12 protein-coding genes and 1 pseudogene are annotated in these 13169 nt (G+C 52.7%); 3 read left to right on the top strand and 10 right to left on the bottom strand.

Annotated features, from left to right (window positions below):
- Positions 1–54: 54 nt before the first annotated feature.
- The 6 genes from dgoD to NMC31_RS04885 all read right to left on the bottom strand — a co-directional run bounded on the left by dgoD (position 55) and on the right by NMC31_RS04885 (position 4947).
- Positions 55–1203: a galactonate dehydratase gene (gene dgoD / locus NMC31_RS04910; RefSeq protein WP_253897154.1), complete on the bottom strand. Its 1149-nt coding sequence runs from the start codon at positions 1201–1203 to the stop codon at positions 55–57.
- Positions 1200–1817 carry a 2-dehydro-3-deoxy-6-phosphogalactonate aldolase gene (locus NMC31_RS04905; protein ID WP_253897153.1) on the bottom strand — a complete coding sequence of 206 codons (618 nt, stop codon included), beginning with the start codon at positions 1815–1817 and terminating at the stop codon, positions 1200–1202. The genes dgoD and NMC31_RS04905 overlap by 4 nt, the downstream gene beginning before the upstream one ends.
- Positions 1801–2679 (bottom strand): 2-dehydro-3-deoxygalactonokinase, encoded by an 879-nt coding sequence (locus tag NMC31_RS04900; protein WP_149463779.1) that lies wholly within the window; start codon positions 2677–2679, stop codon positions 1801–1803. Before NMC31_RS04900 ends, NMC31_RS04905 begins: the two co-directional genes overlap by 17 nt.
- Positions 2676–3365 (bottom strand): D-galactonate utilization transcriptional regulator DgoR, encoded by a 690-nt coding sequence (gene dgoR, locus NMC31_RS04895; RefSeq protein WP_149463780.1) that lies wholly within the window; start codon positions 3363–3365, stop codon positions 2676–2678. Before dgoR ends, NMC31_RS04900 begins: the two co-directional genes overlap by 4 nt.
- A gap of 246 nt (positions 3366–3611) precedes the next feature.
- Positions 3612–4424 (bottom strand): sugar-phosphatase, encoded by an 813-nt coding sequence (gene yidA / locus NMC31_RS04890; protein WP_015343933.1) that lies wholly within the window; start codon positions 4422–4424, stop codon positions 3612–3614.
- A 121-nt stretch (positions 4425–4545) separates the two neighbouring features.
- A complete protein-coding gene (locus NMC31_RS04885; RefSeq protein WP_253897152.1) occupies positions 4546–4947 on the bottom strand; it encodes a YidB family protein in 402 nt (133 codons plus the stop codon).
- Positions 4948–5213: 266 nt separating this feature from the next.
- Here NMC31_RS04885 and NMC31_RS04880 point away from each other — a divergent pair, with 266 nt between their 5' ends.
- The 3 genes from NMC31_RS04880 to NMC31_RS04870 are packed head-to-tail and all read left to right on the top strand — an operon-like array spanning position 5214 to position 8322.
- Entirely contained in the window at positions 5214–6845 is a 1632-nt protein-coding gene (locus NMC31_RS04880) for a PTS transporter subunit EIIC (protein WP_253897151.1), read from the top strand.
- Positions 6846–6854: 9 nt separating this feature from the next.
- Positions 6855–8102, top strand: a complete 1248-nt coding sequence (locus NMC31_RS04875) for an FAD-dependent oxidoreductase (RefSeq protein WP_253897150.1) — start codon at positions 6855–6857, stop codon at positions 8100–8102.
- A gap of 46 nt (positions 8103–8148) precedes the next feature.
- The gene (locus tag NMC31_RS04870; protein WP_253897149.1) at positions 8149–8322 is read left to right on the top strand and encodes a hypothetical protein; all 174 of its coding nucleotides are present in this window, start codon (positions 8149–8151) and stop codon (positions 8320–8322) included.
- Between the two features lie 112 nt (positions 8323–8434).
- Here NMC31_RS04870 and NMC31_RS26255 read toward each other — a convergent pair.
- The 4 genes and pseudogenes from NMC31_RS26255 to dnaN all read right to left on the bottom strand — a co-directional run.
- Positions 8435–8539 (bottom strand): annotated as a pseudogene (locus tag NMC31_RS26255) (hypothetical protein); the annotation flags it as partial.
- Positions 8540–8550: 11 nt separating this feature from the next.
- Entirely contained in the window at positions 8551–10965 is a 2415-nt protein-coding gene (gyrB, locus tag NMC31_RS04865) for a DNA topoisomerase (ATP-hydrolyzing) subunit B (protein WP_149463785.1), read from the bottom strand.
- A gap of 28 nt (positions 10966–10993) precedes the next feature.
- A complete protein-coding gene (gene recF, locus NMC31_RS04860) occupies positions 10994–12067 on the bottom strand; it encodes a DNA replication/repair protein RecF (protein WP_253897148.1) in 1074 nt (357 codons plus the stop codon).
- Positions 12067–13167, bottom strand: a complete 1101-nt coding sequence (gene dnaN, locus NMC31_RS04855) for a DNA polymerase III subunit beta (RefSeq protein ID WP_149463787.1) — start codon at positions 13165–13167, stop codon at positions 12067–12069. The genes recF and dnaN overlap by 1 nt, the downstream gene beginning before the upstream one ends.
- Positions 13168–13169: the final 2 nt, after the last annotated feature.

Genomic DNA, 13169 nt, shown 5'->3' with positions numbered 1-13169 from the left:
CAGAGGGTGTGTATTTTTTTATATTTAAAAGGGGATGGGTCTACGGAATGTGAATTACCACTCCGCTACGCTGCCATCCTCATGACGCCACAACGGGTTGCGCCAGTCTGGCGCATTTTTGCTGTATTCAATCACCTTCGCTTCGTCGATATCCACGCCAAGCCCCGGTTTCATCAACGGTTTAAAGAAACCGCCATCCATGTTGAAATCATCCTTGTTCTTCACAAAGTCGAGTAATTCTGCGCCCTTGTTGTAGTGAATGCCCATACTCTGTTCCTGAAGCACCGCATTATAAGAAACAAAGTCGATGTGCAGACAGGCCGCCAGCGCAATAGGACCAAGCGGGCAGTGCGGCGCCAGTGCCACATCATACGCTTCCGCCATACCGGCAATCTTGTAGCACTCGGTGATACCGCCAGCGTGGGAGAGATCCGGCTGTAGAATCGCAATACCCCCCGCGTCCAGCACACGTTTAAACTCAAAGCGCGAGAACATACGCTCACCCGCCGCGATGGGAATATGGGTTTGCGCCGCCAGTTTCGGATAATATTCCGCCTGTTCGGCCAGCACGGGCTCTTCAATAAACAGCGGGCGATAAGGCTCCAGCTCTTTTATCAGCACTTTCGCCATCGGCGCGCTCACGCGACCGTGAAAATCGAGGCCAAACTCGATCTGATTGCCAAAGGCTTCGCGAATTTGTGCCACCGTATTCACCGCCGCATCCACTGCGCGGGAGTTATCAATCAACCCCATTTCTTCACAACCGTTCAGTTTGAAGGTATCAAAACCAATCTCGCGCAAGGTTTTAATGCCGTCGATCACATCTGCCGGACGATCGCCGCCCACCCAACTGTAGGCTTTGATTTTGTCCCGCACCAGCCCACCCATCAGTTGCCAGACCGGGGCATTCAACACCTTGCCTTTGATATCCCATAATGCCTGGTCAATCCCGGCAATGGCGCTCATCAGAATCGGGCCGCCGCGATAAAATCCCGCGCGGTACATCACCTGCCACAGGTCGTTGATGCGCGAAGGGTCCTGGCCAATCAGATAGTCGCTCAGTTCATGAACCGCCGCTTCTACCGTGCGGGCGCGCCCTTCAATGACCGGTTCGCCCCAGCCCACAACGCCTTCATCAGTTTCGATTTTGAGGAACATCCAGCGCGGGGGTAAACGGTACGTCGTGATTTTGGTAATTTTCATTTCACTGCCTCTCGATATGCCTTAACAAATGCTACTGCCTGCTGCGCGGTACGCTCAACGGATTGCCCGGCGCGATAGAGATCGCTTCCTAACCCCGCGCCAGCACACCCCGCGTGGATCCACTGCGTCAGATTCTCCGGCGTCACGCCCCCCACAGCAAAAACGGGGACATCAGGCGGAAGTACCGCTTTCAACGCTTTGATGTATTCCGGTCCGAAAGCAGAGGAGGGAAAAACTTTCAGCGCCTGCGCGCCGGCTTCAAGGGCGCTAAACGCTTCCGTCGCTGTCGCGCAGCCAGGACACACCGTCATGCCGTGACTCACCGCGCGGCGGATAACATCGGTGTGAATGTTAGGGGTGACGATAAGCTTGCAACCCATTCTGGCAAGTACATCAACCTGTTCAGGTTTGAGTACCGTTCCGGCGCCAATCAGCGCTTTTTGCCCATACGCATCCACAACGGCCGGAATGCTTCTCTCCCATTCAGGGGAATTAAGCGGGATCTCGACGGCGTCAAATCCTGCGTCAATCACCGCACCAACGTGTTCGAGTGCTTCATCCGGCGTAATGCCGCGCAGTATTGCGATAAGCGGTAGTTTAGTTTGCCACTGCATGAGCGATGCTCCTTATGCCTGCCTGAAATGCGGTATCGCCGCTGACAACATTTGTCTGCTGACCCACTGCGTGAAATGCCTGCTGATAACGCGACGACAGCGCAGTGCCTGCAACGATGGTGATAACCTGCTGACACGTAAGGTCGTCACGCATACTGGCGACTTCCGCGCCAATCAGCAGGCCAGAGAGAAATTCACTCACCTGCTCGCGGGGAAGCGTTCCCAGTACGTGCGAGGCGCGAACTTCAAAAAGCTGCGGCAAAACAGCAGGGGCGTTAAGGCCACGCTCAAGACCGGCGGCAAAAGCGCCGGGAGCGCTCTCCTGCGGGGGTAATCCCGCGCCAATCAGGGAGTGATTCAACAGCAAATGGTGCAATTCTCCGGTCATTACGGTGCGAAAATCGTGAACCTGTGTACGATCGGCTTTTACCCATTTGCAGTGCGTGCCGGGCATGACATAAAGAGAGGAAGGCGAAAGCGTGCGTGCGCCGAGTAGTTGTGTCTCCTCTCCGCGCATCACGTTTTTGTTATCGTCGCGAGAAACGCATAATCCGGGAATAATCCAGATATTGTCGCCAACGGACGTTAACGTCTCGCCAATTGTTGAAAAAAAAGCAGGAACGGGGAGATAGGGCGCCATCTTCCAGCCCACATTGCTTCCCACCATTCCAGCCATAACCACTGGCGTTCCGCTTTCACGCCAGTTTTGTGTGACCTCTGCTAACACCGCGTCAGGAGATTTCCCGTTCAGGCGCGTGACACCTGCTTCAGATTGCCTGCTTTCCAGACATTGCTCGCCCTGATAAAGCCAGGCGCGCAGATTGGTCGATCCCCAGTCAATTGCGATATAGCGAGATGTCATGTGATTTCCTTCAACCTTCGTGTCGAGCTGGCGATCATCGTGAGTGCCGCCTGCTCTGCCGCATTGCCGTCCTGATGCCGTATCGCATCAAACAGCGCTTTATGTTCCTGGAGGGTTTGCGGCATGTTGGCCTCATCTCCCATCCAGGTACGTTCAAATACTGCCCGCTGTAGCGAGCTAATCGCGATGCTAAGCTGTTGTAAAACCGGGTTGTGTACCGATTGCAGCACCGCTTCGTGATAGCGGATATCCGCTTCGTTAAATGCGTCACGATCCTGGTTATTCGCGACCATATCGTTCAGCGCCGATTCAATCAGCGCCAGATCGCTGGACGTTGCCCGTTCAGCCGCCCAACGCGCGATAGCGGGTTCCACCAGATTTCGCACTTCACTCATCGCACTGATGAGTCGAGGGTCGTAGTCGTTTTCCAGCACCCACTGCAGCACCTCGGTGTCGAGGTAGTTCCACTGGTTACGCGGCGCAATGAATGCCCCACGATAACGTTTCATTTCTATCAACCGCTTAGCCATCAGCGAGCGAAAGACTTCACGAATGATGTTGCGCGAGGTTTCAAACTCCTCGCAGAGTTCAGCTTCCGCCGGAAGTGCCGAACCCGGTACGTACTTACCGCTGACGATTTGTTTCCCCAGCGTGATAACGATGCGATCGGTTTTGTTGAGAGTCATGGAGAGTCCTTATGCTCTGGATGTACCACTCTACTTTACCGCGATCGCTGACTTTCTCCTCACTTTTGCACTACAAGAGTGAGTGTTTTTTGTCATCGCATGCGTTCAATGTAGTACAACAACACTGTGTTGTACTACAATTTAGATCACAAAAAAGACAATCCGTAAGAAAAATGTTAAGAATGGAGAAAATCAGATAAAAAAAACCCGCATCGGATGCGGGTTTGGATCAGGTAGGGTGTGTGCTTAATTCAGCGCAAACTTTTCAATGGCGTAGGCCACGCCATCTTCAAGGTTGGATTTAGTGACAAAGTTCGCGGCCTCTTTTACCGATGGAATAGCGTTATCCATCGCCACGCCGACACCGGCGAATTCAATCATGGCGATGTCGTTTTCCTGATCGCCGATTGCCATAATCTCTTCCGCTTTAATGCCCAGCGCATCGGCCAGTGATTTCACGCCAGTGCCTTTATTGACGCGTTTATCGAGGATTTCGAGGAAGTACGGCGCACTTTTCAGCACGGTGTACTTCTCTTTCACTTCCGCCGGAATTTTCGCAATCGCTTTATCCAGGATGGCAGGCTCATCAATCATCATCACTTTCAGGAACTGCGTCGCCGGGTCCATTTTATCGGCTTCGCAGAAGACCAGCGGGATTGTCGCAACGTAGGATTCATGCACCGTGTAATAGCTGATGTCGCGGTTGGCGGTATATAGCGTATTGCGATCGAGGGCGTGGAAGTGCGAGCCCACTTCGCGCGCAAGCTGTTCCAGATAGCGATAGTCGTCATAGCCCAGTGCGGTTTGCGCCACCGTGCTGCCATCACCCGCTTTCTGCACCAGCGCACCGTTGTAGGTGATGCAGTAATCGCCCGGCTGTTCCATGTGCAGCTCTTTCAGATAGCTATGCACGCCTGCGTATGGGCGACCCGTGGTCAGCACCACGTTAACGCCACGCGCACGCGCGTCGGCGATCGCCTTTTTGACAGCAGGAGAGATGGTATGGTCCGGCAACAGCAAGGTTCCGTCCATGTCGATTGCAATAAGTTTGATAGCCATGAATACCCCAGGTTAGATGAGTCCTTCCTCATGCTAACGCGATTCCGCTCAAAAAACAGCAGCCGTGACGGGTTAAAACGGGGATGCAACGCGCCTGGCGTGCTCCCCTTTTGTTGCGTAGTTAGCCGAAAAGTTTGCCGCTTTTCAGAAGATCCATTCCTGCACTAAGTAAATCGTTATGCGCCTGCGGTTCAACTTCGCCCTGCGGCGAGAGCGCATCTATGACTTTCGGCAGATATTCCGCCAACATAGTCGATGCAGAACCGGTATCGATACCCAGTTTTTGGCCGAGATCGGAGACCGCTGGCGTGCCCAATGCCGATTCAAGCTGATCGCCACTCACCGGCTGGTTGCTGTGCTGATTGCTAATCCACGTGGACAGAATGTCACCCAACCCACCGTTTTGCAGTTTTTGCAGCAATGCCTGAATGCCGCCCTGCTCGTTCACCCAGTTCAGGATAGCCTGATACTTCCCGGCGTCGCCGTTCAGAAACGAGCCGACAACTTCATCAAAAAGTCCCATTTTCCACTCCTTTTAGTGGTGAATACATAATGAGAGAAGTATAGGTCAGTGTGGAAGGCGTGTTGGGTTATTGTCCATGAAACATTTATGGGAATTTTTGTGATCGCCAACGAAATAAGGGAACGTTCCCTTTCACTCTTTTTATTACGGCTGATACTCTTTACTAATAAATATTAGCAATCAAAACACATTCACAATAAAGATATTAATTAAGTTGATTATAAGACATCAAGATATTATCAGCCATTCAAATAACGGATGATTCCATGAGAGCGAAATTACAGGACTATTTCTCTGCGCTCGGTCGCTCATTTATTCCTGCCGTCGCGGTAATGAGCTGCTTTGCATTATTATTATCAATAGGTGCGGTACTTAAAAATCCGCACTTCGCTGCCGATCTACCCTGGCTTCAATCACCGGTTATTGCGTTTATCGCTAACCTCCTGACACAAACCGGAATGGTGATTATTGCTTATATGCCACTGATATTCTGCCTTTCTATCGCCATTGGTATGGCGGAAAAAGGTAAGAAAGAGACCGCGGCGCTTTCAGCACTTATTGGCTACATCTTCATGCTGGTTTTTTCCGGATTAATGCTTAATGCCGCCGGAATGCTGTTGAAACCGGATGTAGCCGTAAACACACAAAGTAACGTACTGGCGATATCGCAAACCATGGCAATGCGCCAGGCAATGCAAAACGTCGTGCTGGGCATCCAAACCGTGGATACCGGTGTTCTGGGTGGAATCCTGATTGGCGCACTGGCTGCTGCGATAACAAATCACAACAGCACGCGTAAGCTACCGTTAATCTTCGGTTTTTATCAAGGTCGACATCTCCCACCTATTCTTGCAGGTCTTAGCGGATTAGTGATTGGTTTGCTAATTCCGTTCGTCTGGCCGTGGATTGGCGGCGGGCTATATTATGCAGCTTCAGCGCTGGCGAAGGCCGGAATATTCGGTTCGTTTATGTTTGGGTTTATTGAAAAACTGCTGTTGCCGACCGGGCTACAGCATGTCTGGTATTCACTGGTGCATTACACGCCGGTCGGCGGCACGCTTGAGATTGGTGGACAGACGTACGTTGGCACAAAAGCCATTACCGTTGCGGCGCTTGCCACGCCGGATTTTAGCGAGAACATCCATCAAATTACCCGGTTATGGCTGGGTCAGGGCGATACGCCTGGTAAAGTGTTTGGTATTCCCGGTGCGCTTATCGGTATCTGGCTGGCGGCAAAAGATCGCCAGCGCGTAAAAACGGTAGCTATCTCGGCTGCTGTTGCGGCAATGTTTGCTGGCGTCGTCGAGCCATTTACTTTTATGTATATGTTCCTCGCGCCACCGCTATTTTTAATCGATTGCACATTGCAGGGGCTCTCTTTCGCTATTCTCGATGCAACAAATACATCTTATCTTGGCGGCAGCACATTAATTGAAATTCTCTTCAACGGTATATTACAGGGTCATAAATCGACATGGATACCGATTGTGCTTCTCGGTATTGCGTTGTTCTTCATCTACCTTTTTACCTTTAAATGGTATATTGAGAAATTCAATATTCCGACACCGGGTCGTGAGGGTACCGAAGATACTGACGCGGTAAAAGAACTGGAAATTCGATCATCAAAACTCATACGACAAAATGCCTCTACTGATGATGTCGCGAAAGAGATCCTGGAAAAACTGGGTGGTAAAGGAAATATAAAGGAAATTAACAACTGTATTTCCCGTCTGCGTATCAAAATTATTTCCCCACAGCAAGTCGATATGAACGGAATGAAAACCATCACCGATGCGCTCGGCGTGACACATCCTGCCCCGGATGAATTTCATATTATTTTTGGCATGCGCGTGAGCGAATATCGCGATGCCTTTGATAGCGTCGTTGAAACGGCGTAAGGAAGAGAGATGTCAGGAACAACGCAAATTTTGCTGGAAGCCCCTCTTTATGCTGAAGCGGACGTTATCGTGGTCGGCGCCGGGCCAGCGGGCGTCGCCGCGGCAATTTCCGCAGCTCGCAGCGGTGCGAGTGTCATTCTGGTTGAACGTTCCGGGCAACCGGGGGGAATGGCTACCCTTGGTACGGTTAGTATTTTTATGACGATTGGTAATCTGACCGGGATTTATCGGGAAATTATTACCGCCATTCGCCCCGATTTTTTGCTGCAAAACACGCAGCCAGAGAAACTCAAAATTCAGTTCAATCCTCTGCTGCTACGCTACCACCTGAACAGGATGATTGAGCAGGAAAATATTCAGCTGCTTTATCACACCGATTTTATCGCACCGGTAGTGGAGAACGGTACGGTGAACGCGGTGATCGTGAAAACGCGGGAAGGCGTGAAAACGCTAAAAGGTCGCGTAGTGATTGATTGCACCGGCAATGCGGAAGTCGCCATCGCCGCTGGAGCCCCTTATGAAACCGGGCGCGATGAAGATGGCTTAACACAGCCGATGACGCTGATGTTCCAGATGCAGAATACCGGCAGTCCGGTACAGGCGGCGTTGCCTGATGGATGTTATCACTATGAAAATGTAGAGGATTTACCGCAAGGGCGCCGTTTGCTATGGGAACTGAAACCCGACGGTACGCTTATCGTTAATATGACTCGCGTAAAAGGCAACGGCGCGCTAATTGCCGATAGCAGCCGCGCGGAAGTTGAGGCGCTAAAGCAGGTTTTTTCCGTCGCCCACTATCTGCAACGTAACGGCTTTGAAAACTACATTTTGTCGCATATCGCCGCCGAAACGGGCGTTCGCGAAAGCCATCGCATCTGCGGAATGTACACGCTTACGGAAGATGATCTGCTCAACGCGCGTCGCTTTGAAGATGTTATCGCGCAAACCAATTACGAAATTGATATTCATAGCCCCCAGGGTGAAAAAGTCTGTCATGAGCGAAAAATTGATAGCTACGACATCCCCTATCGCTGCCTGGTGCCACAAAACATTAAAAGCTTGCTGGTTGCCGGGCGTACCCTGTCGGCGAGTCACGTCGCGCTCTCTTCCGCACGCGTGATGCCTACCTGTTTTGCGCTGGGCCAGGCCGCCGGGATCGCCGCAGCACTGGCAGTGGACGCGAAATGCGCGGTGGCGGATATTGCCATTGAGGCGCTCCACCAGCAGATGAAGAAGCAGGGTGTGGCGTTTTTTTAAACCAGAGATGAACTAAAAAGAACAAGGCTCGTTCGATGAACAGCAATTGAAGAAAGTACAAACGTTTGCACCTGATATTCAAAAGGGACAAAACATCAGGGTTTTTGATTTGAGTTTTTACCTTTCAAGGAATGATGTTATTGCCAAAAACGCGAGTGAACGAATCGAGCGCATTGCTAAGCCCTTTACCTTCGAAATCAGAGAGGAGGGTACTGCTTAATGCAAGGCGTTCTAACCCCTATCCGTCGCTGTCGATATCGTCACCGCCCCGCTACAACTCGTTTGTGATTCCGAACTTGCATCAGTCGACGAAAAAAAACGCCTGAATAAATTCAGGCGTTCCATGATGGCATTGTTTTTCCGGATGGCGGCGTAAACGCCTTATCCGGCCTACAAAAGATCATTGTAGGCCCGGTAAGCGCTGCGCCACCGGGCATTTGCCAACGGTTTAGATATCGATATTCGCCGCTTTCAGGGCGTTCTCTTCGATAAACGCGCGACGCGGTTCAACGGCATCACCCATCAGGGTGGTAAACAGCTGGTCGGCGGCAATCGCATCTTTCACGGTAACGCGCAGCATGCGGCGGCTTTCCGGGTCCATGGTGGTTTCCCACAGCTGTTCCGGGTTCATCTCGCCCAGACCTTTATAACGCTGGATAGCCAGACCACGACGGGATTCTTTCACCAGCCACTCCAGCGCCTGCTCGAAGCTGGCAACCGGCTGACGGCGTTCACCACGTTCGATAAACGCATCTTCTTCCACCAGACCACGCAGTTTCTCGCCCAGCGTGCAGATACGGCGATATTCCGGCCCAACCACGAATTCGTGATCCAGCGGATAATCAGTATCAACGCCGTGTGTACGCACGCGAATGATCGGTTCGAAGTGGTTCTGTTCGCTGTTATGGCGAACATCAAACTTCCACAGGCTGCCATGCTGTTCGTTTTCGTTCAGCTCAGTAACCAGCGCATTCACCCAACGGGTGACGGTCTGTTCATCAGACAGATCAGCTTCGGTCAGCGTCGGCTGATAAACCAGTTCTTTGAGCATGGATTTCGGGAATCGACGCTCCATACGGCCAATCATTTTCTGCGTGGCGTTGTATTCAGAAACCAGTTTTTCCAGCGCTTCACCCGACAGAGCTGGCGCGCCTTCAGTGGTATGCAGCGTTGCACCGTCCAGCGCAATGGTAAGCTGGTACTGATCCATCGCTTCATCATCTTTGATGTACTGTTCCTGCTTGCCTTTCTTCACTTTGTAGAGCGGCGGCTGCGCGATGTAGACGTGGCCACGTTCCACAATTTCCGGCATCTGACGGTAGAAGAAGGTCAGCAGCAGGGTACGGATGTGCGAACCATCGACGTCCGCATCGGTCATGATGATGATGCTGTGATAGCGCAGTTTATCCGGGTTGTACTCGTCACGACCAATGCCGCAACCCAGCGCGGTAATCAGCGTGGCGACTTCCTGAGAAGAGAGCATCTTGTCGAAGCGCGCCTTCTCAACGTTGAGGATTTTACCTTTCAGCGGCAGGATCGCCTGGTTCTTACGGTTACGCCCCTGTTTTGCAGAGCCGCCCGCAGAGTCCCCTTCCACAAGGTACAGTTCGGAGTGCGCCGGGTCGCGTTCCTGGCAGTCAGCCAGTTTGCCCGGCAGGCCTGCTAAGTCGAGCGCGCCTTTACGTCGGGTCATTTCACGAGCACGACGTGCGGCTTCACGCGCGCGCGCGGCATCGATAATTTTGCCAACCACGATTTTCGCGTCGGACGGGTTTTCCAGCAGGTATTCGCTCAGCAGTTCGTTCATCTGCTGTTCCACCGCCGATTTCACCTCAGAAGAAACCAGTTTGTCTTTGGTCTGAGAAGAGAATTTCGGGTCCGGCACTTTCACGGAGACTACCGCAATCAGGCCTTCACGCGCATCGTCACCGGTGGCGCTGACTTTGGCTTTTTTGCTATAGCCTTCTTTGTCCATGTAGGCGTTCAGGGTACGGGTCATCGCCGCACGGAAGCCAGCCAGGTGCGTACCGCCGTCGCGCTGCGGAATGTTGTTGGTAAAGCAGTAGATGTTTTCCTGGAAGCCATCATTCCACTGCAACGCAACTTCAACGCCGATACCGTCTTTTTCAGTGGAGAAATAGAAGATATTCGGGTGAATTGGCGTTTTGTTTTTGTTGAGATATTCAACAAACGCCTTGATGCCGCCTTCGTAGTGGAAGTGGTCTTCTTTGCCGTCACGCTTGTCTTTCAGACGAATAGACACGCCGGAGTTGAGGAATGACAATTCGCGCAGGCGTTTCGCCAGGATGTCATACTCAAATTCGGTGACGTTGGTAAAGGTTTCAAGGCTCGGCCAGAAGCGAACCATTGTCCCGGTTTTTTCGGTTTCACCAGTGACAGCAAGGGGTGCTTCTGGTACGCCGTGCGCGTAAATCTGACGGTGAACTTTGTTATCGCGCTGGATAACCAGTTCCAGTTTCTGCGACAGGGCGTTAACCACGGAAACGCCTACGCCGTGCAGACCGCCGGAAACTTTATAGGAGTTATCATCGAATTTACCGCCTGCGTGCAGTACGGTCATGATAACTTCGGCGGCGGACACGCCCTCTTCCGGGTGAATGCCGGTTGGGATACCACGGCCATCATCCTGTACGGATACGGAGTTATCGCTATGGATGGTGACAACGATGTCTTTACAGTACCCTGCGAGCGCTTCGTCGATAGCGTTATCCACAACCTCGAATACCATGTGGTGCAGACCGGTGCCGTCATCCGTGTCGCCGATATACATACCCGGGCGCTTACGCACCGCATCCAGCCCTTTCAGGACTTTGATACTGGAGGAGTCATAAGAATTCGACATCAACGTTTCTCGCTCATTTAAACTTGGGTTAATCCGTTATTTTACCCTTTTCCACGGTAAACATCTTCGAATTTTCATCCGACATGTCTATAACGTGTTCAGCGCTGATCGCGCTGACAAAAACCTGTGACTGCGTCGCTTTTAAGCGGCTGGCCAGCAGCCCGCGACGCGCGTCATCAAGTTCAGAGGCAAAATCATCTATCAGGTACAGGCAGCGCCGACCGCTTTCGCGGGTCAGAAACTCGCCTTGTGCCAGGCGCAGTGCGCACATCAGCAGCTTAAGCTGCCCGCGCGACAGCGTATCTTCCACCGGTGCGCCGTCGGCGCGTATGCGAAAGTCCGCTTTATGCGGGCCGTGCGCGGTGTAGGTCAGCATTCTGTCACGCTCGAAGTTCCGCTCCAGCACCTCGGCATAATCCGTCTCTTTTTCCCAGCCGCGCTGGAATGAGAAGGTGAGGGAGAACTCCGGTAAAAACTGTTTGCAGGTATCCGCCATATCCTCGGCGATACCGGTGCTGTATTCGGCACGCCAGCGGCTGATTTGTTCCGCCAGGGGAATCAATTCTTTATCCCAGGGGCGTAGCTGTTCATAGCGGCTGACCTGGCGTAGCGCGGCGTTGCGCTGCTTCAGCAGGCGCTTGAGGTTGCTCCAGGCGGTAAAGAACCCGGCTTCGTTGTGGAAGCATCCCCAATCAAGGAATGCTCTTCTGTATTTGGGGCCGCCGTTGAGTAAAGTAAACCCCTCGGGCGTGATGAGTTGCATCGGCATCAGCAGCGCCAGTTCGGCAACTTTATGACCGTCGGTGCCGTCGATGCGTACTTTGCTGTCGCCCAGCTTATCTTTGGTGAGGCCGATGGTGGTTTCGCGCTCTTCGCCCTGCAAACGTCCGTGCAGCACGAACGCATCCTGTTCATGGCGAATCACGCGGCCAATCTGCAAACTGCGAAACGCCCGGCCATGGCCGAGCGTATAGATGGCTTCCAGCACGCTGGTTTTGCCACTGCCGTTTGCGCCAACCAGGAAGTTAAAGCCGGGAGATAAGGCGAGATCCGCGCTTTCGATGTTGCGAAAGTCGCGGATCAACAAGCGGGTGAGCGACATTACAGTCTCATTGGCATGACAACATAGGCAGCCGACTGTGATGCGGCATCTTCAATCTGAACGCTGGAAACAGAGTCCGTCAGCAAAATACGTACGTTTTCACATTTCAGCGCATTCAGCACGTCGAGGACGTAACTGACGTTAAAGCCAATTTCCATCTCGGTGCCGGAATAGTTGACGTCCAGAATCTCTTCCGCTTCTTCCTGTTCCGGGTTGTTGGCGGTGATTTTCAGCTGATTTTCGCTGACAAACAGACGCACGCCGCGGAATTTTTCGTTGGAAAGAATGGCCGCACGTGCGAACGCCTGCTTGAGAATATCGCAGCCGGCATCCAGATGTTTGTCCGGGTTCTTCGGCAATACGCGGCGATAATCCGGGAAACGGCCATCAACCAGCTTAGAAGTGAAGATAAAATCGCCGACGTGCGCGCGGATGTTATTACTGCCAATTTGTACGCGCAGCGGGTTATCACCACCGTCGAGCATACGCATCAGTTCAATTACGCCTTTACGCGGCACGATCACCGAATGGTTTGGCAGCGATTCGCCGATCGGCATAGAGCATACCGCCAGACGGTGACCATCGGTCGCCACGGTGCGCAGCTCTTCACCTTCGGTTTCGAACAGCATGCCGTTTAAGTAATAGCGAACGTCCTGATGCGCCATCGAGAACTGGGTCGCTTCAATCAGACGTTTCATGGTCGCCTGTGGCAGGGTGAATTCCACCTCGCTCTGCCAGTCGTCCAGATTCGGGAAATCTGCGGCAGGCAATGTGGAAAGCGAGAAGCGGCTACGGCCAGAACGGACCAGCATGCGGTCGCCTTCCAGCTGCACGGCGATCTCGGCGCCTTCCGGCAGACCACGGCAGATATCGAAGAATTTACGCGCCGGGACGGTGGTCGCGCCGGGTTCGTGCGCCTGTACCAGCGCCACGCGAGCGACCATCTCCATTTCTAAATCGGTACCGGTCAATGACAGCGTACCGTCAGCGACCTGCAACAACAGGTTTCCGAGAATAGGCAGCGTCGGGCGGCCACCTAACGGGCCACTCACCTGTTGTAACGGTTTTAATAAATGTTCACGTTCTACGGTAAATTTCATAG

It is taken from the genome of Pseudocitrobacter vendiensis (genome assembly GCF_943590815.1).
Taxonomy (GTDB): domain Bacteria; phylum Pseudomonadota; class Gammaproteobacteria; order Enterobacterales; family Enterobacteriaceae; genus Pseudocitrobacter; species Pseudocitrobacter vendiensis.
This window is presented reverse-complemented; position numbering and strand designations above follow the sequence as displayed.